Origin of the sequence: Halorubrum sp. SD683 (genome assembly GCF_002135045.1) — an archaeon.
Lineage (GTDB): Archaea > Halobacteriota > Halobacteria > Halobacteriales > Haloferacaceae > Halorubrum > Halorubrum ezzemoulense.
The window spans coordinates 37,220-61,273 of sequence record NZ_NEWJ01000005.1 but is presented as its reverse complement, the minus strand read 5'-3'; the positions used below and the strand labels follow the sequence as shown (position 1 = coordinate 61,273).

Genomic DNA, 24,054 nt, shown 5'->3' with positions numbered 1-24,054 from the left:
AGACAACGACCGGGTTGCGACTCGACCCGACGGCGGGTCGAGACCGGTCGCGTGGTCGCTCGAACGATGTCAGGACCCACCTCGAAGAGGACGGTCGGAGCGCTCCGGAAGACGACGGACTCGTCGTTCGTCTCCGCTGTACTGACGTGGCTCGCGTGGTCGCTGTTCGCCGCGAGCGTCGCCGTCCTCGTCGCCCGACTCCGACTCGGCGCCTCGTGGGAGGTGCCCGGCGCGGTCGCCGTCGACGGACTGACCGTCCTGCTGTGGACCGTCGTCACGTTCTTCAGCGGGATCGTCCACAGCTACTCCCGGCGCTACATGGCCGGGAGCGCCCACGAGACCGACTTCTTCCTCGGGATCTTCTCGTTCACGCTCGCCGTGATGGCGCTCGCCGCGGCCGACCACCTCACGCTGTTCTGGCTGTGCTGGCTGGCGATGGGGCTCTTGATGGCCCGGCTCATCGGGACCGTCGACGGCTGGCCGCAGGCCCGCGCGGCCGCGAGCGTCGCCCGGCGGCACTTCCTCGCGAGCAGCGCGCTCCTCGGCGTCGCCCTATTGACGCTGTGGCGGGCGACCGAGGCGACGACGATCTCGGGTATCGCCGCGAGCGCGGACGGGCTCGGCGGCCCCACGCTGCTCGTCGCCGGGGGCGCGCTCGTCCTCGCGGCGATGATCCAGTCCGCCCTCGTCCCGTTCCACGGGTGGCTGCTCTCCTCGATGACCGCTCCCACGCCCGCGTCGGCGCTGATGCACGCCGGCTTCGTCAACGCCGGCGGCATCCTCCTGACCCGCTTCGCGCCCGTCGTGACGGCCGAAACCGGGCCCATGCTCGCCCTCGTGGTCGCGGGCGCCGCGAGCGCCCTCGGCGGGAAGCTGCTCAAGACCGTCCGGTCGGACGTCAAGGGCGAACTAGGCTGCTCGACCGTCGGGCAGATGGGCTTTATGATCGTCCAGACCGGGCTCGGCTTCTTCGCCGCCGCCGTGACGCACCTCGTGTTACACGGGTTCTACAAGGCGTACCACTTCCTGAGCGCGGGCGACGAGGTCGAGCGCACGGCCCCGACGGAGACCGAGTCGGAACTCGGGGGAACGGGCGTCGCGGGTGCGGCCGTCGTGTTGCTGACCGGGCTCGCCGGCGGCGCGACGTTCGCGGTCCTGACGGGGAAGGGAACGAGCCTCGACAGCGGGCTGCTGCTCGCCGGGTTCGTCACGCTCACGACGCTCCACGCGGCCCGGAGCGCCGTCCGGCAGACCGGTCTGTCGACGGCGGCCCGCTACGGCGCCGTCCCGCTGGTGGCGCTCCCGGCCATCGCCGTGTACGCGCTCGCGTACGAGGCCGTCTCGGGGCTGCTCGCCGGGCTCCCCGTCGTCTCGGCGCCGACCGAACTGACAGCGCTCCACGCGCTCGTCGGCGTCGCCTTCCTCGCGGCGTACGTCGCGATCGAGACCGGCGTCTACGAACGGAGCGAGCGCCTCTACGTCGCCCTGCTGAACGCGGGGCAGCCCGCCCCGGAAACCGTCCTGACCGCCACGGAGGAATACGATGAACGCTGAATCCACCACCGAAGACGACGCAGACGCCATCGGAGACGCTATCGAGACGGCCGCGACCGCCGTCGGGTCGGTCTGGCCGGTCCACTCGTTCGTGACCGCGAACCCCCTCGCCGGCTTCGAGGACCGGCCGTTCGACGAGGCCGTGAGCCGGGCGGCGGACCTTCTCGGCGGCCGCGGCTACCCGCGGGCGGCGACGTTCCGGACGGCCCTCGACGAGGGGCGGATCGACGCCGACCTGCTCGACGAGACCCTGACCGACCGCGGCTACGAGGCCGGTCCCGAAGCCCTGCTGGACCGGCTGGAATCCGCCGAGGAGACGGACGAACCGAGCGACGCCGGCGCCGCGACGCGTCCGGATTCCGACGCCGAGCGCGTCGACCGCGTGCTGACGAAGTGGCTGTCGGCCTTCCTCGACGAGGGGCGGGCCGAGTGGTCGATGCCGAACCGCGAGGCGGGGTTCTACGACGCGTTCCGGTCGGTCGCCCAGCACGACGACGAGATCCCCGATCGGGGGCTCGCAGCCGACCTCCCGGCGTCGCCGACGGCGGCCGTCGAGTCCGCGCTGGAGCCGTATCCCGACGACCGGTGGCAATCGATCTTTGAGGCGCAGTTCGCCGCGCTCCCCGGGTGGACCGGGCTGCTCAAGCGCCGCGCCGACGACGGCGGCGCGTGGCAGTCCGCGTACCCGATCACGCTGACCGGGTACCTCGCGGCCCGGCTCGCGCTGGCGGACGCCTTCGGTGTCGACCTCGCCCCGCCGGCCGAGTCCGACGGTCCGGTCGTCGACGCGGAGGACGAGATCGCGGCAGCGTTCCTGAGCGCGTGGGAGGCGACGTACCGCGACGCGCTCGTCGAGCGGGTCGCGGCCGAGAGCGAGGCCCGCCACGGCGAGCGCGGGGCCCGCGTTGACGGCGGCGCGTCCGGACGCCCGGACGCCCAGCTGGTCTTCTGTATCGACACGCGCTCGGAGGTGATCCGTCGGCACGTCGAGGCGACAGGGGACTACGAGACGCACGGCTACGCCGGCTTCTTCGGCGTCCCGATGGAGTACCAGGGGTACGACGACGACGTGTCGATCGACGCCTGTCCCCCGATCCTCGACCCGCAGCACCGCGTCGCCGAGGTCCCGACGGACGACGGCGCGCGGGCGAGCCGCGACCGCTGGGCGCGCGCTCGCGAGGCCGCGGGCGAGGCGATCGAGACGCTCCGCTCGAACCCCGCGACCGCCTTCAGCTTCGTTGAGGGCGCCGGCAGCGGCTACGGGCTCGCGCTCGCGGCGCGCACGCTCCTTCCCGCCCGGGTGTACAACCTGCTCTCGACGACCGACGACGCGGTTCCGGGCGACCACGAGTTCTGCGAACCGGGCGTCCACCGGCAGGACGGCGCTCCCGGAGCGCTTCCGACCGGTCTGACTCGCGACGAGAAGGTCGAGTACGCCGCGGCCGCGTTCGAGCTGATGGGGTGGGAGGAGTTCGGTCGCCTCGTCGTCTTCACGGGCCACGCGGCCGAGACGGCGAACAACCCCCACGACTCCAGCCTGGACTGCGGTGCCTGCGCCGGCAACCCCGGCGGCCCGAGCGCCCGCGTCCTCGCGGCGATCTGTAACGACCCCGAAGTGAAGACGGGACTGCGCGAGCGCGGCCACGACGTGCCCGACGACACCGTCTTCCTCGCCGCCGAACACAACACGACGACCGACGAGATCGAGCTGTACGACGGGGACGTACCGGACTCGCACGCGGCGGACCTCGAACGCCTGCGCGCGGACCTCGACGCCGCCCGCGAGGCGGCAGCCGCCGAGCGGGTCGGACCGGCGGGCGAGGCCGACTCGGCCGGACCCGGGTGCGCGGCGGGCGTGCGCGAGGCGGAACGGCGGGCCGCAGACTGGGCCGAGACGCGCCCCGAGTGGGGGTTGGCCGGAAACGCCGGCTTCGTCGTCGGGCCCCGGCCGCTGACAAGCGACCTCGACCTCGACGGGCGCGCCTTCCTCCACTCGTACGACTGGGCGACCGACCCCGACGGAACGGCGTTGGAGGCGATACTGACGGGCCCGATGGTCGTCACCCAGTGGATCAACGCGCAGTACTACTTCTCGACGGTCGACAACGCCGCGTACGGCAGCGGGTCGAAGGTGACCCACAACCCGGTCGGCAACGTCGGCGTCTATCAGGGCAACGGCGGGGACCTGATGACCGGCCTTCCGCTCCAGTCGCTCATGGCCGACGCCGACACGGCGTACCACCAGCCGCTGCGGCTCTCGACGGTCCTCCACGCGCCCGTCGACCGCGTCACCGATATCCTCGCCGACAACGAGGCGGTGGCCGGACTGCTGGACAACGACTGGCTCTCGCTGACGGTCGTCGACCCGACGCGGGACCACCGCGCGTTCCGCTACGAAGAGGACTTAGAATGGACGCCGGCGCCCGCGGCGGCCGAAGCGCGCCCCGGAACGGCGACGACGCCGGCCGTCGCCGACGACTGAGATCGGTTCGCCACGGAACCCGGCGAGCGAAGCAGGCGCGGCCGCCCACGCGACGGCGCCGAGAGCCACGCCTGTTTCGTCTCGATCCGGAAGGACACAGCACGGGGAGAGCGTCCCGCTCGGCGACGCGTTCTCAGCGGGCGGGCGACGGTACGTGGTGGGCGTCCCCGGACCGAGTGATCTCGGTCAGTACAGCAGTTCGTCGTCGTTCTCGATCATGTACAGCGACCGGGCGGCGATGTTAACCGCGTGGTCGCCGACCCGTTCGAGGTCGCGGACCGTGAGGAGCAGCCGCGAGACGTTCTGCATGGTACCCTCCACGTCCTCGTCTTCGCGGAGCTCGTCGCGCTCGATGAGGTCGCGGACGACGAGGTCGCTCGCGGCCTCGCAGGCGGCGTCGACTTCGTCGTCCGACTCGGCGACGGCGTAGCAGCGCTCTGCGTCAGACTCCGCGTACGCGTCCATCGCCTCGTCCAGCATCGCCAGCGTGTCGTCGCCGATGCGCTGGACGTCGACGTCGGGGAACACCTCGCGGTCGGCCCGCTTGGCGTACTCGCCGAGGTTCGTCGCCAGGTCTGCGATCCGTTCGAGGTCGGTGATGATCTTGAACGAGGCCGCGATGAACCGCAGGTCCCCGGCCACCGGCTGCTGGAGCGCGATGAGGTCCGTACACTGTCCCTCCAGTTCGAGGTAGAGGTCGTTGATCTCGGCGTCGCCGGCGATCACCTCTTCGCCCAACTCCTCGTCCTGCTGTTCGAGCGCGTCGAGCCCCATCCGCAGGCGCTCGGCGACGACCTCGCTCATGTAGAGGACGTCGTCGCGGAGGTCTTCGAGCTTCGTCTGGTACTGTTCGCGTGGCATCTTGGCAGATCCGCCACGCCCGACGCACAAAAACACGTCGGCGGCCGGTTCCCGAACGCGGCAGCCGGGCGGTCGACGAATGACCGAGCGGAGCGACGAGGGAGCGGCCGCGACGACACCGACACGTCGGCAGCGGTCACGACCCCGCGTGACTCGGACGGTACCGGACGGGTTCGGCCGGTGACGGACTGGTTCGACCGGTAGCGGAGCCTCGGTCGAAGCGTTCAAACCCCGCGGCGACGACGGCTCGGATATGCAGAGCTTGGAAGACTTCGTCGTCGACGAGAACGAGGAGGCGCTCGCGCCCGCGGTGGTGCTCGCGACGATCGCGCTCCTCGCGGTGTTCGTCGTCGGAATCCTGGTCTCCGCGGTCGGGCTCGTCGCCTGACCCGTCCCGGCCGTTCGGGCAGGAGGACTCCGTCAGAAGCACCCCCGCGCCACGGCGTTTTTTGTGCCCGCGGCCGGGCGGGACGGTATGGACCGCCGGATACTCGCCGACCTCCTCGGCCGCAACGACGACCACGTCGCCGCTCTCCCTCCCGACGTTTTCGACAGCCACCGCGACGGCCAGCGCCCCGGCGTGGTCTCCGTCTGCTGTTCCGACTCGCGCGTGTCACAGGAGGGGATGTTCGCCGTCGACGAGCCGGGGTTCCTCTTCACATCCGGCGCCATCGGCAACAGCGTGAGCGCGCTCGTTGACGGCGAGCGCGTCCTCGACGGGAGCGTGGCGTACCCGCTCCGGCACACCCACACCGAGGTCCTCGCCGTGGTCGGCCACACCGGGTGCGGCGCGGTCGGCGCCGCGCTCGCGGCGGCGCGCACCGGCAAGTTCCCGGCCGAACCGGGCGTCCGCGCCGCCGTCGAGGCGCTGCTGCCGATCGTCGAGGCCGGGCTCGACGACCCGGCCGTCGTCGGCGAGGGTGACGGCGAGGCGGTCGACGGCACGACCGACGAGGACGCCGAGAGCGATGCCGGTGTCTCGGTCCGCGACCGGCTCGTCGAGTACAACGTTCACGAGCAGGTCGCGTTCGCCCGCGGCAGCGACGAGGCGGCCGACGCGACCGTGTACGGCTTCGTGTACGATCTCCACGGCGTCTACGGCGACCGTGACGGCGTCGCCTACCTCGTCAACGCCGACGGCGAGCGCGACCCGGCGGCGCTGCGCGACCTCGTCGGCGCGTCGCACGACGACCACGTGGCGACGCTCCTGTAGCGCGAGGGGCTCCAAGCCGCCGAGATCGGGAGGCACCGGGACGCCAAGGGCGAGGGGATCGCATCCGACAACCGTTTCACGGCGACGCCCGAATGGGGTCCAAATGGACCGACGCGTCCTGTTCGCGACGCTGATCCTGCTGGCCGGCGGCGCGACCGGGGTGGGCGTGGCGCTGTTCGCGTTCGTCGGCGTCGACGACGCCACCACCGAGACGACGATCGTCTGGGAGTCCGGGCCGGCGCCCGGCGACGACGGCAGCGGCGCGGCGGTCGCGACCGTCGACGGCGAGCCGCTCCTCTTCCGCCCCGCGGCCGAGGACGGGTCGCGGGTCGTCCGCGCGACGGCCGTCGGGACCAACGAGACGCCTTGGTCGGTCCCGGTCTCCGGCCCGGACGCGGAGCGCGGCGGCGGGGACGCCGGCGACACGAACGGCTCCGACGGCAACGGCCCGGTCGGCGTCAGCGGGCTCACCGCGGGCACCCTCGCCGGCGACCCGGTCGTCGCGCTCACGACGGCGCCGGGGGAGCTCGTCGTCCTCGACGCCGCCGACGGGACGGAGCGGTTCGCGGTCGACCTCGGCGGTCCGAGCGGGGTCCGCCCCGCGATCGGCGACCTCACCGGCGACGGAAGTCGGGAGGTGGCCGCGGTCACGACCGACGGGGGCGTTCGCGTCGTCGACGCCGCGGGCGACTCGGTCGCCGAGGCCTCGCTGGCGGGCGAGATCAGCCGCCGACCGCTCATCGTCGAACCGGACGCTGAGGCCGACGAGCGGGGCGGACTCGCGGTGCTGACGACCGCGGGCGCCCCCGCGACGGTCCACATGCTCGACGCGAGCGGCGGGACGCGATGGACGACCGAGCCGACCGTGAATCCGCTGAGCTGGAACGCGGCGGACAGCCGGGACGGGCCAGTGCTCGCGCTCGGCGGCGCCAACGGGAACATCGAGACGCTGGAGACGAGCGACGGCTCGGACCGGTACGAGGTCGGCCTTCAGGATCTCCCGGTCGCGATCGGCGATGCGGACCCCGGACGGGTGTACGTCGGCGGCTCCGGGAGCGTCTGGGCCGTCGACCTCCTCGACGGCGAGGTCGTCTGGAAACAGCAGTACGGTGCCTCGACCCGGATCAACGAGCCGCGCATGGGCGACGTCGACGGCAACGGCGAACTCGCGCCCGTGGTGGTCAACCGCGACGGCGAGGCCCTCGCGATGACCCAACAGGGCGAGGTGACCGCCCGGGGCGGTCCCGCCGAGGTCGTCGCGTACGGCGGTCCCCTGTTCGCCGACGTCACCGGCGACGGCGGTGACGAGGTGATCGTCGTCGCGGACGACGGGACCGCGATCGCGGTCGACACGTGATTCCGGGAGCGGCGCTCGGCGGCAGTTTATGCCGGCAAGGCAGAGCAAAACCAACCGACTGCGCCGCACTCAGCGCGAATATTCACCGGAAACGCGGTGTGTCGCGTGAGCGGTAGCTCTGTGCGGGATCGGACAGCGGAGAAACGGTAGACGCTCCGCGAGCAGCCGCGTCAGTGAGATTCGTCCTCGTACACCCACGCGGCGGTGTCGAGGTCGTAGTCGACGAGCTCCTCGTCGTCGAAGAACAGGTCGATCTCGCGCTCGTTCGCGCCCTCGTCCTCGTGGTCCGACGCGTGGATCACGTTGTGGCCGAGGTCTAAGCCGAAGTCGCCGCGGATCGTGCCCGGGGCGGACTCGGCGGGGTCGGTCTCGCCGACCATCGCGCGGACCTGCCGGGTCGCGTCCGCGCCCTCCCACACCATCGCGAAGACGGGGCCGGAGGTAATGAACTCGACGAGGCCGTCGAAGAACGGCTTGTCCTCGTGTTCACCGTAATGGTTCTTCGCGAGATCCTCGTCGAGCTGGACGAACTTCCCGGCGACGAGCTTGAGCCCGCGCTCCTCGAAGCGGGAGACGATCTCGCCGATGAGACCGCGCTGGACGCCGTCGGGCTTCACCATCACGAAGGTGCGCTCGTCGTGGTGGCTCACTGCTCGTCGCCTCCGGCCCGGTGACCCTCCTCGGTCCACTCGACGTCGCGCGCCTCGCGGCCGAGGAAGTAGTTCTTCTCCGCCTTCGAGTCGACGAAGTGGAGGATCTGTCCGTCCTTCTTCACGTACATCGTGCCCGTGCCGGGCTCGATCTCCTCACCGCTGTAATCGCAGGTGCGTGTCTCGACCATTGGTTATCGGCCTCCGATGGAGTCGGCGTCGCGCTGGGTCTCCCGCAGCTGGAGCACGTCGCCCAGACGGACGGGACCCAGGACGTTCCGGGTGATGATCCGGCCCTGGTTCGATCCCTCTTGGATGCGGCACTTGACCTGCATGGCCTCGCCGTGCATCCCGGTCTTGCCGACGACCTCGATGACCTCCGCGGTCGTCGAGTCGCCGGTGCCCTCTTCTGCGCTCATGGGAGGTTATCGGAGCTCCGCGACCTTCTCGCCGATGTCCTCGACGTCGTCGGCGGCGTCGCCGGCGTCGACGACGGCGGCGGCGGCCGAGCCGACCTCGAGGCCGGCGGCCTGCCCGACCTCGTCCTGCGTGTCGACGAAGGCGACGGGGATCCCCTTCTCCTCGGCGAGCTCGGGGAGGTGCATCACAATCTCCTCGGGGGAGACGTCCTCGGCGACGATGACGAGGTCGGCGTTGCCGCGCTCGACGGCCTTGGTGGTCTCGTTGGTTCCTTTCTTCACGGTACCGGTGTCTCGGGCGACCTCGAGCGCTTCGAGGGATCGCTCCGCGAGGTCCGCCGGGGTGTCGTAGTCTACGTAAACGGGCATATGTTGTTCACCTATCCTCCGTGCGGGCTCGCGTGCCCGTCCCGTGGTCGGTCCCTAACGGAACGGCACATCATCAACCCCACAGAGGCTGTGCCCCGTGGTAGTCAGGACATCCATAAAAGCGCTTTCAATGTCTCGCGCGTGTGCGAGCGGGAGTCACGGGGCGAGATCGCGGGCAGGACCGGCCGTACCGCGGTCGCCGTCGCACCGCCCGCGGCGGACCCGGCGACACTCCGCGCTTTTTATGCGTCGCTCGCCCCTCAGTCGACTCGACGAATGGTCCGCCTCGTTCACTACTCCGACATCGAGAACGTCTTCGACGCCCCCGAGCGAGCGGCGCGCCTCGCCGGCCGGATCCGAGCGCTCTCGGGCCCCGACGCCGCGGTCGTCGGCACCGGCGACACGACCGCGCCGGGCGTCCTCTCGCTGGTCGCGACGGGCAGGCAGGTCCTCGACTTCTACGAGGTGACTGACACCGCCCTCGACACGTTCGGCAACCACGAGTTCGACTACGGTCCCGACCCGCTCCGCGGCCTCGTCGCCGACTCGCCCGCGACGTTCGTCTCCGCGAACGTCCGCGGCGAGGCCGGCGAGCCGTTCGGCCGCGACGAGGGCGTCGTCCCGTGGGCAACCCGCGAGGTCGACGGCGAGACGGTCGGGTTCGTCGGCGTCACCGACCCCGCGACGGACTCGCTTAACCCCATGGCCGCCGACCTCTCGTTCGACGACCCCGTCTCGGCCGCGCGCGACGCGCTGGCTGAGATGCGTGCCGCGGTCGCCGAGCGCGAGAGAGGCGGGGGCGGCGACGAGGGCCTCAATCACGTCGTCGTCCTCTCGCACCTCGGCGCGGGCGACGACGACCTCGCCCGCGAGCTCGATGTCGACGCGATCGCCGGCGGCCACGTCCACAGCCGTCGGAACGAGGTCGTCGACGATACCCTGCTCGTCCGACCCGGCGTCAACGGCGAGGCGGTGGCCGAGATCGACCTCGATTCCAAGCCGCCGGCCGCGACGCTCCACGAGCCCGACGGGGCCGACCCCGCGCCGGGGCTCGCCGACGCGCTCGCCGAGCGGATGGCCGCGGCCGACCTCGACGAGACCGTCGACACCGTCGACCGACCGATCGAGCGGTCCGGCGACGTGGTCCACGGCGGGGAGTGCCGCGTCGGCAACTTCGTCGCGGACGCGTTCCGGTGGGTCCACGACGCCGACGTGGGGCTGTCGAACGCGGGCGGGCTCCGCCAGGGCGACCCGTGGACGGGCGACGTGACGAAGGCCGACCTGATCAGCCTGATCCCGTTCGAGGAGCCGGTGGCGCTCGCGTCGGTCACCGGCGCGGAGCTCAGCGACGTGTTCCGCGAGATGGCCGCCCCCGACGTGGACTTCGGCGAGGACGACTGGTGGCACGGCCACGTCTCGAACGCCCGCGTCGTCTGGGACGACGACGCCGAACTGGTCTTAGAAGCCACCGTCGGGGGCGAGCCCATCGACCCGGACGCGCGCTACACGGTCGCCGTCTCGGAGTACCTGCTCCACTCCGAACACGAGTACCCGACGCTCGGCCAGCGTCATCGGGTCGACGAGGCGGACATCCAGTACGAGGTGTTGGCCGCTTACGCCCGCGAACACGGGATCGCCCCCGAAATTGAGGGACGGATCGAGATCCGGAACCGGGCCCCCGCGGCGGACGACGACTGAACGAGCGGCGACGGGCGGGCGGTCGGGATGCGAGTGTCGGATCGCGTCTCGAAGCGGCGAGTCCGGCGTCACGGCCCCGGTAGGTTCGATCGGGTCACCGAGAGAGAGTTTAACACTGTTTGTTTCGTGTGTACATATAGCACATGGACGCGCTTGACGAGGTGCTCGGGAAGTACGCGACGAGCCAGAAGCTGATGGATCACATCAGGTACACCGCCGAGTCGCTGAGCATGGAATTCGACGGCTGGGGCGAACAGTACGTGAGCGGTCCCAGTCTCTACGTCCTCATCGTCGCCGAGGTGAACTTCGCCGACTACACCGACCCCCTCGGCGACAACGAGTGGCCGGTCGACCGGTGCCGCGTTGTCACGGAGTCGCGTGATACGTTCACGAAGGTCGCCCGGGACGTGGCGTTCAGTCGAGACGGGGCCGTCATCGTGACCGGCGACGGTACCGTTCAGCGACAGATGGTGCGGGTCCGGAACCCCTCTCGCGGCGAGATCGAAGACGTCGACGGCCTCGAGTTCCCCGGCTGGATGGGGACCAAACACATGAGCGCCTTGGAGACGTCGCTCCGCGACGACGTCCTCTGGGGAATCACGCTCAGCGAGGAGGACGGACGCGTTACGACGTTCCTGAACGGTACGTACCAGGACTACCCTCGCGACGAGATCGGGGGGCGGTGGCGACCCGAGACGTAGGCGGACGCCCCACTGAGCGACGACCGCGAGGTTTCGGCGGGACCGTGCGCGTCCGTCGCCGCCACGGCTACTCGAGGTCGACCTCGACGTCGCGCTGGAGTCCGGCCGCCTTCACCGTGTTGTACAGCAACATCGCGCGCGTCATCGGCCCGACGCCGCCGGGGACCGGCGTGATAGCGCCCGCGACTTCTTCCGCCGACTCGTAGTCCACGTCGCCCACCAGCTCGTACCCCTTCTCGGTGTCGGCGTCGACGCGGTTGATCCCCACGTCGATCACGGTCGCGCCCTCTTTGAGGGTTGAGCCGTCGACGAACTCGGGGATACCGGCGGCCGCGACGACGATGTCCGCGTCGGCCAGTTCCCCCTCTAGGTCTTCGGTTCGGGAGTGGCAGACGGTCGTCGTCGCGTTGCCGGTCGGGGACTTCTGTATCAGCAGGTTCGCCATCGGCTTGCCGACGATGTCGGAGCGGCCGACGACGACCGCGTCCGCGCCCTCCGTCTCCACGTCGTAGGCGGCGAGCAGCTTCTGGACGCCGTGGGGGGTACAGGGCTTGAACCGGGCGTCGCCCGCGACGAGGCGGCCGACGTTCTCCGGGTGGAAGCCGTCAACGTCCTTCTCGGGGGCGATCCGCCGGAGGACGGTCCGCTTGTCCACGTGGTCCGGGAGCGGGAGCTGGACCAATACCCCGTGAACGTCGTCGCGGTCGTTGAGGTCGTCGATCGTCTCGTACAGCCGCTCGGCGGGCGCGTCCGCGTCGATCTCGACATGGAAGCTCTCGATGCCCACCTCCTCGCAGTCGCGCTGTTTCATCGAGACGTACGTCTCGCTGGCGGGGTCGCCGCTCATCAGCACCGTGGCGAGGCCCGGCTCGACCCCGGAGTCGGACAGCCGCGACACCTCGTCGGCGACCGCGTCTCGCACGTCCGCCGCGACCGCCTCCCCGTCGATGATCTCCGTCATGAGCGATTCTCGTCGTCCCCGCGGTAAAAGTGAACCGGGATCATGCGTATCGAGTCTCTCATAACTCCCAGGTTATACGTATATATGGATCAGCTACTCCGGGAACAGCTCTTCCTCGCCCTCGACGGCGTCGATCGCGGCGACCTCCGCGTTGGTCAGTTCGAGGTCGGCCGCCGCGAGGTTGGCGCGGAGGTGGGCCTCGCTCGACGCCTTCGGGATCGTCACCACCGGCTCCTTCGCGGCCGCCCACGCGATCGCGACCGCCTCGGGCGTCGCGTCGTGCGCCTCGGCGACCGCGGCGACGGCGTCGATCTCGCGCACCCGACCGCCAGCGAGCGGCGAGTAGGCGACGACCGGATACCCGTGTTCGCGGGCGTGACCGAGTAGCTCGGGTCGGAGGAACAGCGGGTGGAGTTCGGTCTGGTGGGCCGCGGGCGGCCGTCCGAGAACCTCGATCGCGCGGTCGAGGTCCGCGACCTCGAAGTTCGAGACGCCGACGTTCCGCACGAGTCCGTCGTCGCCCACGCGGTCGATGGCGGGCAGCGTCGTCTCGGGGTCGTAGTCGCCGCGAGGGCGGTGAACGTACAGCAGGTCTATCGCGTCGACGCCGAGCCGGTCCGCGCTCTCGCGGGCCGCGGACGCGACCGCGCCGGCCGCGAGGTCGTCTGTCCAGAGCTTCGTCGCGACGGTCACGTCGCCGCGGTCGAGGTCGCCGTCGGCCAGCCCGGCGGCGAGCCCGTCGCCCACGACCGCCTCGTTGTCGTAGATCCGAGCGGTGTCGAGGTGGCGGTAGCCGACGGAGACCGCCGTCGCGACCGCACCCGGATCGTCGATCCCCATCGTTCCGAGACCGACCGGCGGGAGGTCCATGTCGCGACGTGCGCGGGACGGGAACTAAAGGCTCTCGCCGTGTGAGCTGGACGGCGGGGCCGCGCTCGCGGCCGTGAGTTGACGCCAGCAGTTACGAGCGCGGCCCCCGTACGGACGCTCATGTTTCCCTTCCCCTTACATAGTCGTCGACCCGCCCTCCAGCGCTCGCGCGTCGCGTCGGTGGTCGGCGCCGACGCCGCATGAGCCGGACCGGCGCGTGGTCGCTCCCGACGGCCGCGGGACGCGTCGCGGTCGCCCCGGGCGAGATACGCGTCCGGAACCGACTCGACCGCGTGTGCGTCGAGGGGCTCCGGGCCCTCGCGAACGGCTGAGCGCCTTCCGTCGGTCGCGACGTTTCGGGGTCGGCGGTCGCCGCCGCTATCGCCGCGCTCGGGACGCTACTGGAGTGGGTCGGCAGCGGTGGGACTGGTGGCGGGATCGCCGCGTTCGGGCTCGTGACCGGGTTCGCCGGGGTTTGCGTCTCGGCCGTCCGGAACGCGCGGACGGAGATACCGCTGCGAGACGTCCGGCGCGCCGAGTTCAGGGACGGCGACGTGGTCGTCGTTCACGAGGACGAAGACGGCGACGCGGTCGAGACGGCCTTCCGACCGCGGTCGCCCGCGGCCCGGAACGACGCGGCGCTCGCGCTCCGCCTTCGCGGCGTCGACCTGCGCGGTGCCGACGACGCCGACGGCGTCTCTCGGACCGTCGTCGACGCGCCCGAGACGGAACTCGTCGCGTGAACCGTGACGGCTCGTCCCGTTGTCCTACCGGGGTTCACCGCGTCATCGACACCGACCGCTCGACGACCTCGTACCCCTGCGCGGCGAGCGCCTCGGCGTAGTACCGCTCGGCGACCCGCCCCTGCGGGAGCCGCCGGAGGCCGAACCGGCGCGTCGGTCGCAGTTCGAGGTCGACGACGGTCCCGCCGTCGGTCGTCTCGCGGACCGTCGCCGCGTATGAGGCCCACGGCCGACCGTCCGCCGTCCCCTCTATCTCGACCGTCGCGACCGGCGGGTGGTCGGAATCGCTCTCGCCGACCGCGGCGTCGTCGACCGCGTCCCTCCCGCTCACGTCGACGGAGAGGTCGAGCTCGACCGACTTGAGGCCGAGGAGATACGAGAACTCGTAGGTCGCGTCCGTCCCGGGCGCGCTTCTGTCGGTAGCGGCGTCGGTCGACGCTGCCGTGTCGGCGGCGCTCCGGACCTCGTCGGCGACGCCCCACTGGAACGCGAGGTTCGGCGGTCTCGCCGACCCGAACCGCCGGACGACCGCTCCGGGCGACGCGTCCGTCCGGAGGCGAGTCGAGCCGCGCCGTCGAAACACGGGCACGCGGAGCGCGACGACGATGACGGCGCCGACAGCCACGCCGGGCCAGAACGAGATGGCGACGACCGCCGCGAGAAACGCGACGACGACGAGCAGCGCGAGGGTCCAGCCGACGGCGCGCTCCGCCCGGCGGTAGCGGGCGACGACGGACCGCACGTCCGATGCGTCTGTGTCGAGGGGCTGACTCGCGGAGGGCGAGGGCATCGCCCGCGCTTCGGGGACCGATCACATGTCCGTTTTGATCGCGCGGCCGTCGCGAGTCACACGCCGAATCAGATCCCGCCGTCGGCGTCGGGCGGCGCTCGCCCGCAGATGCTCACGAGGTCGTGGAGGTCGTCGATCTCGTAGGTCGGGTGGCAGTCCAGTTCGGTCGACCGGCGGTGAGGGCGGCGGAGGAACGCGGAGTCGATTCCCGCGTTGTCGGCCGCGCGCACGTCCGACTCGTTGTCGCCGACGAACAGCGCCGTCTCGGCGCCGAGGTCCTCGAGGGCGCGCTCGATGTAGTACGGCGAGGGCTTCTTCCGCGAGAGGCTGGCCACCGAGGGGTCGCGGCCGTACGCGACCTCGAAGTGGTCCGCGAGCCCGAAGTGGTCCAAGAGCGCGTCGACGGTCGCCTGCTGGTTCGAGGAGACGACGCCGAGGGAGGCGTCCAGCGCGCGGACGACGTCCACGTCGTCGTACGGCGTCTTCTGTCCCTCCCGGGCGGCGTCGATCTGCGCCGCCGACGCGACCTCGTCTCTGACCCGCCAGAACTCCGCCGGGTCGACGCCGTAGCGCTCGCAGATGTCGGCCAGGGTGGCGGGGTCGACCCCGACGGCGACGTCGTCGACGTGGGCGAGGTCCGGGTCCTCGACGCCGAGGCTCACGAAGGCGTCCCAGGCGGCCTCGCGGAGCGTGTCGAACGGCGTCCGCCCGACCAACACCCCGTCGTTGTCGAAGACGACGGCGTCGTACACGCATCGCCGTGGGTGGGTAACGGGCAAAAAGGTTTCACACGTCGGCCGGTCGGTGCCTCAGACGCCGAAGAGCCGGAGGAAGAGCCCGGCGAGCAGCGCCAGCGCACCGACGATCACGCCGACGAAGGGGATCGGTACCGGGAGCGGGATCACGATCAGCGCGACGCCGACGGCGATCAGCGCGGTCGAGAGCCTCACGGGATCGCTTCGCCGTCGACGCTCAAATACCTTCAGGCGGATTGCGCGCGGCTGACGACCGCCCCCGGCGAGCGCGATAACTCCCGCACTTTCAATACCCGTCCCGTCGAACTCTCAGAACGGACCATGAACATCTCTGATATCGCAGTGCCGGAATACGTCGAGGTCGACGTCGACGAGCGTCTCGCCAAGGTCCGTTCTATCTTCGAGCGAGAGAACCCGAAGGGGATCGTCGTCGTCGAGGACGGCGAGTACGCCGGGGTCGTCGGGGAGAAACAGCTCATGCGCTCGCGCATGGAGGACGACACGAAGGTGTCGGCGGTGATGAAGCCGGCGCCCTCCGTCGACCGTCACGAGGACGTCCGCGAGACCGCCCGGCTCCTCGTCGAGGGCGACGTGAAGATCGCGCCCGTCTACGAGGACGAGAAGCTCTTCGGTATCGTCACGGTCGACCAGATCCTCGAGGCCGTCCTCGACAGCCTCGACGCGATCACCGTCGGCCAGATCGCCACCGAGGACGTGATCGGCATCGGTGAGACCGAGAGCGTCGGGCGCGCCATCAACCGCCTCCGCGAGAACGGCGTCTCCCGACTGCCGGTCCTCGGCGACGACGGCGACCTCGTCGGCGTCGTCACCACGAACGACATCGTGGAGTTCGTCGTCCGCGACCAGGAGCGACAGGGCAGCGGCGACCGCGCGGGCGACATCGACCGGATGCTCGACATCCCCGTCTACGACATCATGTCGAGCCCCGTCGTCACCGCGCGGAACGCCGAGACCGCCCAGGCGGTCGTCGAGCGCATGTTCGACAACGACGTCTCCGGGCTAGTCGTCACGCCCGAGGGCGTCGACACCGTCGCCGGGATGGTGACGAAGACCGACGTGCTGCGCGCGCTCACGTTCACCGAACAGGATTCGATGGACGTCCAGATCACCAACGTCGACCTGTTGGAGGGGACCTCCCGCGAACACATCGTTGAGTCCATCGAGCAGGTCGCCGACAAGTACGCGGACATGCACGTCATCCACGCGCACGTCCGACTCCACGCGCACAAGGAGAAGCTCCGCGGCACGCCCCTGATCCAGTGTCAGATCCGCCTCCGCACCAACGAGGGTCAGGTCGGCGGCTCCGGCGAGGGGTACGGCGCCGAACACGCCTTCCACGTCGCGCTCGACAAGCTGGAGCGGAACGTCTTGGAGATCAAGGGCGTCAACGCTGACGAAGAATACCGCGGCCAGCTCCTCCGGAAGCTCGGCGACCTCTAAGTCGGTAGCGACCCGCGACGGCGGACGCGCGCTTCGCGTCGCCGTCGACAGACCCCGACCGCACCGCCGGGACGGGACCGTCTCCGGCGTGCGTTTCCGTCGCTGCGTCTCATTCTTCCCCGCCGATCACGCGTCCGAGCCCTCGGCGAGTCCGTCGCCGACGATCCGGAAGGTCGCGGTGTCGCCGGCCGGCTTCGACCGGTGCTTCTCGAGGGTGGCACGGCGGTTCCCACCGCGGTACCGGTCGACGCGCAGGATGGCCCCGGTCCAGTGGTTGAGGGTGTTCCCGCCGAGCGCGCGGTCGCGGTCGCCGTCCGGGTCGGTGAACACCTGGTTCGTGATGATCACAGCGATGTCGTGACGGCGGGCTAACGAGAGGAGGTGCGTCACCTGCTTCGCGACCTTCCGGAGCGACTCGCCGCCCTCGGTGTCACTGGCGCGCTCCAGCCGGTAGAAGCCCGTCGCGGAGTCCAACACGATCAGCTCGACCTCCTCGGCGAGCTCCTCGGCGTCGCGCACAGCCTCGCGCTGGTCGTCAAAGTCGTACGCCTCGGAGATCACGAGCCGCGAGGCGATCGAATCGACCGTCTCGTCGGTGTCCGGGTCGTCGGCGCGGCCCGCGGCCAGCTGCTCGAACCGATCGATCGAGAGCCCCTCGGTGTCGACGTAGAGGGCGCGGTCGCCGCCGGCCGCGACCTCCACCGCGGCCGCGAGCGCGAGGTTCGTCTTCCCGGCGGCCGGCGGCCCGTACACCTGCGTGACGACGCCGCGCTCGAAGCCGCCGCCCAACAGCTCGTCGACCGGGCGACAGCCGGTCGGGATCGGATCGCTCACTGTGAAGTGATCCGCCCGCGCTCGTATTTAAACGGTCGATCGCGTCGCCGTCGGGAGAGCGCCGTCCCACATCGACATGAGTCGCTCCCCGTCGGAGAGAGCCGGCGCTCGTCGGGGTGTGATAAGTGTGAGAGAAACGGAGATAGGCGCCATTCGCGTCGAACGACGGCCGAAATCCGGTAGTGCGTGCGGACGCGCCGTCCGCTACGTGGGGGTTAGTTGCGGACGAGGTTCGTCGCGCGGGGTCCCTTGGGGGACGATTCGATGTCGAATTCCACTTCCTGACCCTCCTCGAGGTCCGGGCCGCCGACGTCTTCCATGTGGAAGAACACGTCTTCGTCGTCGTCGAGGTCGCCGTCGTCAGTCGAGATGAAACCGTAGCCGCCAGTGTCGTTGAAGAAATCAACCTTACCGTTTGCCATTGCGAATAGACGTACAGCCCGTTTGGGGATAACCCTTGCGAGGGCCACGGTACCACGGAGGTTCCGGACGTTCGTCTATCGGGGATATTCCGTGTACGGCCGTCTCTCAGGGGCGTCTCGCCGGTCTGCGGCGGTCGCGGTCGTGTTCACCGCGCGCAACCAGCCGCGGGGTTCATTTACGAGCGACTACGTAGTTCGGGCAACGACATGGAGCGCCGCCACTTCCTCCGATCGCTCGCCGCCACCGGAACCGCCGCCGGCGCGACCGCCACGGCCGGCTGCGCCGGCGTCCTCGGCGACTCCGGCGACGACGGGACGATCCTCGGCCCGCCGGAACAGAATCGCGGCGAGCCGGTCCACCCGATCCACGGCGACGAGATGCCCGAGTTCACCGTTCCCGACCCGATCGCGGGCGAGGAGATATCGACGACGCAGTTCGAAGGGGAACGCGCGTTCCTCTGGACGTCCTTCTACACGAACTGTCCGGACGGCGTCTGTCCGGCGCTCATCCTCCGGCTGCGGCGCGTTCAGGAGGTCGCCGCCGAAGAGGGGTTCGGCGACGAGGCCGCGTTCCTCCCGCTCACCTTCGACCCGGAGCGCGACACGGCGGACGTGCTCCGCGAGTACGCCGGGCAGCGCGGCGTCGACCTCGACGCCGGGAACTGGCACTTCCTCCGCCCGGAGAGCTACGAGGCGGGCGTGGAGCTGATGGACGAGAACTTCGGACTCAAGATCGAGAAGACGGACGGCGAGCAGTACGAGAACCTGGAGTACGCGTTCCCGCACTACGGGCTCATCCTGCTGGTCAACAAGCGGGGTATCGTCGAGCGGGCGTACCCGCGCGGGCCGGCCACCGACGTCGAACGGATCGTCGACGACTTCCGACGGGTGGTCACGGCGTGAGGCGACGGCACCTCTTGGCGGGGCTCGCGAGCGTCGGCGTCCTCGGCGGCGCGGGGGCCGTCGCGACCGGCGGGGTACCGGACGCGCTCGGTGGCAACGACGCGCCCGAACTCGTCGAGCCGATAACGCTCGACACGGTCGACGCGCCGGGGAGCCGCGATGGCGAGGTGACGCTGCCCGCCCCGGACCGACCGACGTTCGTCGACTTCTTCGGGACGTGGTGTCCGCCCTGCGCCGAGCAGATGCCGGCCCTCGCGGAGGCGCACGATCGGATCGGCGACGAGGTGCTGTTCGTGTCGGTGACGACGGAGCCCGTCGGTGAGGCGGTCAGCGAGGAGACGGTGGCCGACTGGTGGCGGGAGAACGACGGCGACTGGCTCGTCGCCGCCGACGTCTCCGCCGAACTCGCGGCGCGACTCAACGTCGGAAGCTACCCGAGCGCGCGCGCCGTCGACGCCTCCGGGCGCGTCCGCTGGGCCACGTCCGGGACCCACACCACCGAGGAGTTCATCGAGGGTATACGGCAAGCGCTCGACGGATGACGGGGCGACCCGACTCATGACCGACGTCTCGCTTGCGACAAACGTCCCGCTGGCCGTGACCGCGGGTGTGACAACGTTCTTTTCGCCGTGCGCGTACCCGCTCCTGCCGGGATACGTGGGCTTCTACGTGAACTCCGTCGACGCCGACTCCGCGTCCGTCGTCGGGGCGGGGGCTCGAGGGATCGCGGCCGCGATCGGCGTGTTAGCGACGTTCGCGCTGCTCGCGGGCGCGACCGTCCGGATCGGCTACTCGACGCTGTCGAACATCACGGTGTTCGAGACGCTCGTCGGCGGGCTGCTGATCGCCTTCGGACTGCTCGTGGTTTCCGGGCGCGCGCCGTCGATATCCGTGCCGCTGCCGGAGCGGCGGTCGAGCGTGTTCGGGTTCGGCGTCTTCGGCGCGGGGTACGCACTGGCCGGCGCCGGCTGTGTGGCCCCGGTGTTTCTCAGCGTCGTCGCCCGGGCGATCGCGCTCCCGTCCGAGACGGCGGTACTCCTCCTCGGCGTCTACGCCGGAACTGTCGCCGTCCTGATGGCCGCGACGACCGTCGCGACGGGCGTCGGTCTCGTCAGCAACGCCAACCGGGTGATGAACCACGCGGGACTGCTGAAGCGGATCGCGGGCGCCGTGATGATCGTCGCGGGGATCGGCCAGCTGTACCTCTCGCTGGTCGTGTACTGAGGCCGGACTCGTCTCCCGAACACGGACGGGCCGCGTCTCGCTCCCCGAAACGGGTCCCGTAGATTCTTAACCGATACAGCGGAACTTCCGTACAGCCGAACCGATCGGTTCGGTCCCCGTATCATGAACCTAGACGAGTTCACCGCCGCGAACGCACCGACCGACAGCGCGGAACCGTTCCAGCGCGAGAACAGCTACACCCTAGACGTCGATGTCGACGGCACCGTCATGGCGAAGGCCGGCTCGATGGTGGCGTTCACGGGCGACGTGTCCTTCACCGGGAAGGCCTCCGCGGAGGGCGGTATCACCGGGTTCCTCAAGGAGGCCGCTACGAGCGAAGGAACGCCGATCATGGCCGTCGAGGGGCAGGGCCACGTTTACTTCGCCGACGACGGCAAGAAGGTCCAAGTCGTCGAACTCGACGCCGGCGAGTCGATCACGGTCAACGGCGAGGACGTGCTCGCCTTCGAGGAGTCGCTCTCCTACGAGATCAACACGATCGACAGCCTCGCTGGCGCGCTCGCCGGGGGCTTCAGCAACGTCTACCTCGAGGGGCCGGGCTACGTCGCGATCACCACCCACGGCGACCCGATCGTCCTCGAACCGCCGGTGTCGACCGACCCGAGCGCGACCGTCGCGTGGAGCGGCACGTCGCCGGACGTGGAGGTCAACCGCAGCCTCTCGGACATGATCGGCCAGGAGTCGGGCGAGCGCTACCAGATGCGCTTCGGCGGCGAGGGGTTCGTCGTGGTCCAGCCGCGCGAGGAACACGTCTGAGGCGGCGACGGGAAGTCAGCCCGGTAGCCCGGGGCTATCGCGCCGCCAGCCAGCCGGCGAAGTCGCCGGTGAGGAAGCCGACGTAGTCGACGACGCCGAGGTACAGCACGACGACCACGACGATCAGGATCGGGACCCGGACCGCCCAGATCCAGACTGCGTCGAGGCCGGCGCCGTCAGCGATCCCCTTTCTGAGCTCCTCGCGGCCGACGTCCGGGATCACCCAGCCGACGAACAGCGCGAGCAGCAGCGAGCCGAGGACGAGCAGGATCCCGTCCGCGAGCCCGTCGTACAGGCCGAGGAAGATCGAGTCGATCGTGACCGGGACGCCGAGCAGGAAGACGGCGGCTCCGAGCGCGGCCGACGCGGGCACCCGGGCGACACCGACCTCGTCGATGAGGTAGGAGACGAGCACCTCGAGGATACTGATCGCGGAGGAGAGCGCGGCGATCCCGACCATGCCGAAGAAGACGACGCCGAGGATCCGGCCGCCGGGAATGCCCGCGAACGCGGCGGTGAGGCTCACAAAGATCGTCCGCGGGCCGCCGGCGCCCGGTTCGATCCCGATCGAAAAGAGGACGGGGAAGACGACGAAGCCGACGAGGACGGCGACGAGCGTGTCCAGCGCCGCAATGATCCCGGCGTCGGCCGCGAGGTTCCGGTCCTCGCCGAGGTAGGAGGCGTACGTTATCATCACGCCCATCCCGAGCGACAGCGTGAAGAACGCCTGTCCGGCGGCGGCGGGGAGGATCTCAGTCCAGTTCGCGGCGATTGTGGCGAAGTCGGGCGAGAGGTAGTAGGCGTACGCCGCGCTCGCGCCGTCGAGGGTGAACCCGTACGCGGCCAGTCCGACGAGCAGGACGAGTATGGCCGGCACCATCACCTTCACGCTCAGTTCGATCCCCCGCCTGACGCCGGCGGCGATGATCCCGACGACGAGCAGCATGAACATGGCGTGGAAGAGGAGGGTGTCGAGCCCGGTCGAGACCGACTCGTACAGCGCGTCCGCGGCCGCCGGGTCGGCGACGGTGAAGCCCTCTGTGATCCCGATGAGCGTGTAGCGCAGGAACCACCCCGCGACGACGCTGTAGTACGAGAGGATGATGAAGCCGGTGACGACGAACAGCCAGCCGGCGGACGACCAGACGCCGCTGCCCAGTTCCCGAAGCGCCCCGACTGGGTTCCGGTCGGTGCGGCGCCCGATGACGAACTCTACGAGGATCGCCGGGAACCCGATCAGCGCGACGAACGCGAGGTAGGTGATCAGAAACGACGATCCGCCGTACTGGCCGGTGATGAACGGGAACCGCCAGATGTTCCCCAGCCCGACTGCGCTCCCGACCGCGGCGAGGATGAACCCCGCCCGCGTCGCCCACGTCTCGCGTGCCATTGGTGTGCTGGATGAAATCCCTCTCCCCGATAAAAACGTGTCTCTCTGGGCCGCTTACTGCTGATAATCGAACATGATCAATCGGTCACCGGCCCGGAGACGAACGTTTGCCGCCGTGCGTCCGTCGACACGTCGGCCGGTCGGACCCGCATCGGGGACCGTGAATTTAATAGCCGGACAGGGACCTCACGAGGTATGGAACGCGTAGATGTCGCGATCGTGGGCGGCGGGCCGGCCGGGTCGTCCGCGGCGCACGCGGCCGCGACCGGCGGGGCGGACGCCCTGGTCGTCGAGAAAGGGGTCCCCCGAGCCGACCGCGACGGCCTCGGTCCCGACTCGACCGACGCGGCCGGGATCTTGGACTACTGGGTGGACATCATGGGGATCCACCCCGACGAGTTCGACGACGGAGTAATTCAACGCGAGCTGAACCGCGCCGAGTTCCGGGGGCCCGACGAGTCGGCGACGCTCACTTCCACCGGCATCGACTCCTCGTACGACAAGTTCGGCTACACCTTCCAGCGGGCGCGGTTCGACGACTGGCTCCGCGACCGAGCCGAGGAGGCCGGGGCCGAGTACCGCGTCGGGACCTCCGTCCGCGGCGTCGACACTGACCTCTCGGTGGGCCCCGCCGACGGCGATCCGCGCCACACGCTCGAAATCGCGGACGGCGGCACCGTCGGCGCCGAATTCGTCGTTCTCACCGACGGCCCGCAGCGGACGGTGACGAACCGCGTCCTCGACGAGTACCTGCCCGCGGACGCGCAGGCCTCCGAGCGGTTGGCCTCCCGGACCGCGAACCACATCGCGTATCAGGAGTATCGGCGCGTTCCCGAAGACGTGTTCGAGGAGGTCGAGGACGCGCTGGTCTTCTGGTGGGGCGTGATGCCGGGCGAGACCGCGTACCCGTGGATATTCCCGAACGCGGACCGTGTCTGCCGGGTCGGGCTGACGATGCCGATCGGCCTCGACATCGACGAGATCGACGCCTCGGAGTACGCCCTCCTCCGCGAGGACGACGAGTCGATCCCGCAGGGCGGCGAGTACATCCGCCGACTCTTGGAGTGGCAGTACGGCGACGAGTACGACATCGAGGAGGAGTTCCCGCTCGTCGAGGACGCGGGCAAGCGGGGCGGGACGGAGACGTACCCGATCTCGTCTACCCGGCCGATCGACTCGCCCGTGGAGGCCGGCATCGCGGTCGCGGGCGGCGCGATGGGGACCACGTCGGCGTTCCACGAGGGCGGCGATCACGTCGCGGTCCGAACCGGCGCGATCGCGGGCGAACTCGCCGCCGAGGGCGACTTGGCCTCGTATAACCGCCGCTGGAAGGAAGCGATCGGCGACGAGGTCGTCCGCAACGTGACGATGGCCGACATGGTCGCGGAGTACGAGCCCGCCGACTGGGACCGCGTCATCGCCGCGGCCGACGCGATGCTCGCCGCCGAGACCGGCGACGACCTCCTCTCGCAGCCGTACCGCTCCGGGTGGGAGTCGCTCAAGCTGCTGGTCGGTTACAAGTGGAACAAGCGCCGGGTGAAGAAGGGGTACGTCGGCATCGACGAGAGCGAGTACGTGTACTGACCCGCGGACGCCGTCGACCGCGTCGCCGGCGGCGCT

Annotated in this window: 28 protein-coding genes; 15 read left to right on the top strand and 13 right to left on the bottom strand. The window is 70.3% G+C overall.

The features are described from left to right. Window positions 1-66 precede the first annotated feature (66 nt). Both B9G49_RS03235 and B9G49_RS03230 read left to right on the top strand, forming a co-directional pair. Entirely contained in the window at window positions 67-1,554 is a 1,488-nt protein-coding gene (locus B9G49_RS03235) for a proton-conducting transporter membrane subunit (protein ID WP_086215394.1), read from the top strand. Then, complete coding sequence (locus B9G49_RS03230; protein ID WP_086215393.1) at window positions 1,544-4,036, top strand: DUF2309 domain-containing protein; 2,493 nt, start codon at window positions 1,544-1,546, stop codon at window positions 4,034-4,036. The genes B9G49_RS03235 and B9G49_RS03230 overlap by 11 nt, the downstream gene beginning before the upstream one ends. Before the next feature lie 186 nt (window positions 4,037-4,222). On the opposite strand, the gene phoU is transcribed toward B9G49_RS03230, so the two are convergent. Next, window positions 4,223-4,897, bottom strand: coding sequence for a phosphate signaling complex protein PhoU (gene phoU / locus B9G49_RS03225; protein WP_086215392.1), 675 nt, complete (start codon window positions 4,895-4,897; stop codon window positions 4,223-4,225). 253 nt (window positions 4,898-5,150) lie between these two features. Between phoU and B9G49_RS17130 the strand changes: the two genes are divergently transcribed. The 3 genes from B9G49_RS17130 (at window position 5,151) to B9G49_RS03215 (ending at window position 7,467) form a co-directional block, all read left to right on the top strand. Continuing rightward, entirely contained in the window at window positions 5,151-5,285 is a 135-nt protein-coding gene (locus B9G49_RS17130) for a hypothetical protein (RefSeq protein ID WP_254921774.1), read from the top strand. 87 nt (window positions 5,286-5,372) lie between these two features. Beyond that, the gene (locus tag B9G49_RS03220; RefSeq protein ID WP_086215391.1) at window positions 5,373-6,110 is read left to right on the top strand and encodes a carbonic anhydrase; all 738 of its coding nucleotides are present in this window, start codon (window positions 5,373-5,375) and stop codon (window positions 6,108-6,110) included. A 103-nt stretch (window positions 6,111-6,213) separates the two neighbouring features. Continuing rightward, window positions 6,214-7,467: a PQQ-binding-like beta-propeller repeat protein gene (locus B9G49_RS03215; protein ID WP_086215390.1), complete on the top strand. Its 1,254-nt coding sequence runs from the start codon at window positions 6,214-6,216 to the stop codon at window positions 7,465-7,467. 170 nt (window positions 7,468-7,637) lie between these two features. Here the strand turns inward: B9G49_RS03215 and ndk are convergent, their stop codons facing one another. From ndk to rpl7ae, 4 genes are read right to left on the bottom strand one after another with little or no spacing between them, the layout of a single operon-like run. Beyond that, a complete protein-coding gene (gene ndk / locus B9G49_RS03210; protein ID WP_049930823.1) occupies window positions 7,638-8,117 on the bottom strand; it encodes a nucleoside-diphosphate kinase in 480 nt (159 codons plus the stop codon). After that, window positions 8,114-8,308 (bottom strand): 50S ribosomal protein L24e, encoded by a 195-nt coding sequence (locus B9G49_RS03205; RefSeq protein ID WP_049930824.1) that lies wholly within the window; start codon window positions 8,306-8,308, stop codon window positions 8,114-8,116. The genes ndk and B9G49_RS03205 overlap by 4 nt, the downstream gene beginning before the upstream one ends. A 3-nt stretch (window positions 8,309-8,311) precedes the next feature. Continuing rightward, window positions 8,312-8,536: a 30S ribosomal protein S28e gene (locus B9G49_RS03200; RefSeq protein ID WP_004595321.1), complete on the bottom strand. Its 225-nt coding sequence runs from the start codon at window positions 8,534-8,536 to the stop codon at window positions 8,312-8,314. A 6-nt stretch (window positions 8,537-8,542) separates the two neighbouring features. Next, window positions 8,543-8,905, bottom strand: coding sequence for a 50S ribosomal protein L7Ae (gene rpl7ae / locus B9G49_RS03195; protein ID WP_004595322.1), 363 nt, complete (start codon window positions 8,903-8,905; stop codon window positions 8,543-8,545). 276 nt (window positions 8,906-9,181) lie between these two features. Here rpl7ae and B9G49_RS03190 point away from each other — a divergent pair, with 276 nt between their 5' ends. Next, window positions 9,182-10,603 carry a bifunctional UDP-sugar hydrolase/5'-nucleotidase gene (locus B9G49_RS03190; protein ID WP_086215389.1) on the top strand — a complete coding sequence of 474 codons (1,422 nt, stop codon included), beginning with the start codon at window positions 9,182-9,184 and terminating at the stop codon, window positions 10,601-10,603. A gap of 143 nt (window positions 10,604-10,746) precedes the next feature. Further along, window positions 10,747-11,304 carry a diadenylate cyclase gene (locus B9G49_RS03185; RefSeq protein WP_049930827.1) on the top strand — a complete coding sequence of 186 codons (558 nt, stop codon included), beginning with the start codon at window positions 10,747-10,749 and terminating at the stop codon, window positions 11,302-11,304. A 67-nt stretch (window positions 11,305-11,371) separates the two neighbouring features. On the opposite strand, the gene B9G49_RS03180 is transcribed toward B9G49_RS03185, so the two are convergent. Together B9G49_RS03180 and B9G49_RS03175 are read right to left on the bottom strand one after the other, a co-directional pair. After that, the gene (locus B9G49_RS03180) at window positions 11,372-12,265 is read right to left on the bottom strand and encodes a tetrahydrofolate dehydrogenase/cyclohydrolase catalytic domain-containing protein (protein WP_086215388.1); all 894 of its coding nucleotides are present in this window, start codon (window positions 12,263-12,265) and stop codon (window positions 11,372-11,374) included. A gap of 93 nt (window positions 12,266-12,358) precedes the next feature. Continuing rightward, window positions 12,359-13,135 carry an aldo/keto reductase gene (locus B9G49_RS03175; protein WP_086215387.1) on the bottom strand — a complete coding sequence of 259 codons (777 nt, stop codon included), beginning with the start codon at window positions 13,133-13,135 and terminating at the stop codon, window positions 12,359-12,361. Window positions 13,136-13,335: 200 nt separating this feature from the next. Between B9G49_RS03175 and B9G49_RS17125 the strand changes: the two genes are divergently transcribed. Then, window positions 13,336-13,467, top strand: a complete 132-nt coding sequence (locus B9G49_RS17125) for a hypothetical protein (RefSeq protein WP_255376741.1) — start codon at window positions 13,336-13,338, stop codon at window positions 13,465-13,467. Window positions 13,468-13,590: 123 nt separating this feature from the next. Beyond that, window positions 13,591-13,878, top strand: coding sequence for a hypothetical protein (locus B9G49_RS16920; RefSeq protein ID WP_233125149.1), 288 nt, complete (start codon window positions 13,591-13,593; stop codon window positions 13,876-13,878). Window positions 13,879-13,912: 34 nt separating this feature from the next. Here the strand turns inward: B9G49_RS16920 and B9G49_RS03165 are convergent, their stop codons facing one another. From B9G49_RS03165 to B9G49_RS16635, 3 genes are all read right to left on the bottom strand, one after another. After that, window positions 13,913-14,668, bottom strand: coding sequence for a hypothetical protein (locus B9G49_RS03165; protein WP_049930833.1), 756 nt, complete (start codon window positions 14,666-14,668; stop codon window positions 13,913-13,915). A 68-nt stretch (window positions 14,669-14,736) separates the two neighbouring features. Further along, window positions 14,737-15,420: an HAD family hydrolase gene (locus B9G49_RS03160; protein ID WP_049930835.1), complete on the bottom strand. Its 684-nt coding sequence runs from the start codon at window positions 15,418-15,420 to the stop codon at window positions 14,737-14,739. Between the two features lie 57 nt (window positions 15,421-15,477). Then, a complete protein-coding gene (locus B9G49_RS16635) occupies window positions 15,478-15,618 on the bottom strand; it encodes a hypothetical protein (RefSeq protein ID WP_169514831.1) in 141 nt (46 codons plus the stop codon). 126 nt (window positions 15,619-15,744) lie between these two features. On the opposite strand from B9G49_RS16635, the gene B9G49_RS03155 reads away from it, so the two are divergent. Continuing rightward, on the top strand, window positions 15,745-16,884 hold the full coding sequence (locus B9G49_RS03155) for a CBS domain-containing protein (RefSeq protein WP_086215386.1): 1,140 nt from the start codon (window positions 15,745-15,747) through the stop codon (window positions 16,882-16,884). Window positions 16,885-17,010: 126 nt separating this feature from the next. Here B9G49_RS03155 and radB read toward each other — a convergent pair whose 3' ends face one another. Further along, window positions 17,011-17,718, bottom strand: a complete 708-nt coding sequence (gene radB, locus B9G49_RS03150) for a DNA repair and recombination protein RadB (RefSeq protein WP_086215385.1) — start codon at window positions 17,716-17,718, stop codon at window positions 17,011-17,013. A 215-nt stretch (window positions 17,719-17,933) separates the two neighbouring features. Continuing rightward, window positions 17,934-18,140 (bottom strand): cold-shock protein, encoded by a 207-nt coding sequence (locus tag B9G49_RS03145; RefSeq protein ID WP_004595330.1) that lies wholly within the window; start codon window positions 18,138-18,140, stop codon window positions 17,934-17,936. A gap of 207 nt (window positions 18,141-18,347) precedes the next feature. Between B9G49_RS03145 and B9G49_RS03140 the strand changes: the two genes are divergently transcribed. The 4 genes from B9G49_RS03140 to B9G49_RS03125 all read left to right on the top strand — a co-directional run bounded on the left by B9G49_RS03140 (window position 18,348) and on the right by B9G49_RS03125 (window position 21,044). Beyond that, a complete protein-coding gene (locus tag B9G49_RS03140; RefSeq protein ID WP_049930840.1) occupies window positions 18,348-19,043 on the top strand; it encodes an SCO family protein in 696 nt (231 codons plus the stop codon). After that, window positions 19,040-19,585 carry a TlpA disulfide reductase family protein gene (locus B9G49_RS03135; protein WP_086215384.1) on the top strand — a complete coding sequence of 182 codons (546 nt, stop codon included), beginning with the start codon at window positions 19,040-19,042 and terminating at the stop codon, window positions 19,583-19,585. Before B9G49_RS03140 ends, B9G49_RS03135 begins: the two co-directional genes overlap by 4 nt. 16 nt (window positions 19,586-19,601) lie before the next feature. Next, window positions 19,602-20,267 carry a cytochrome c biogenesis protein CcdA gene (locus B9G49_RS03130; protein WP_086215383.1) on the top strand — a complete coding sequence of 222 codons (666 nt, stop codon included), beginning with the start codon at window positions 19,602-19,604 and terminating at the stop codon, window positions 20,265-20,267. Between the two features lie 123 nt (window positions 20,268-20,390). Next, window positions 20,391-21,044 (top strand): AIM24 family protein, encoded by a 654-nt coding sequence (locus B9G49_RS03125; RefSeq protein WP_049930842.1) that lies wholly within the window; start codon window positions 20,391-20,393, stop codon window positions 21,042-21,044. Window positions 21,045-21,078: 34 nt separating this feature from the next. On the opposite strand, the gene B9G49_RS03120 is transcribed toward B9G49_RS03125, so the two are convergent. After that, the gene (locus tag B9G49_RS03120; protein ID WP_049930843.1) at window positions 21,079-22,434 is read right to left on the bottom strand and encodes a sodium-dependent transporter; all 1,356 of its coding nucleotides are present in this window, start codon (window positions 22,432-22,434) and stop codon (window positions 21,079-21,081) included. Window positions 22,435-22,629: 195 nt separating this feature from the next. On the opposite strand from B9G49_RS03120, the gene B9G49_RS03115 reads away from it, so the two are divergent. Further along, a complete protein-coding gene (locus B9G49_RS03115; RefSeq protein WP_086215382.1) occupies window positions 22,630-24,018 on the top strand; it encodes an NAD(P)/FAD-dependent oxidoreductase in 1,389 nt (462 codons plus the stop codon). Window positions 24,019-24,054 lie beyond the last annotated feature (36 nt).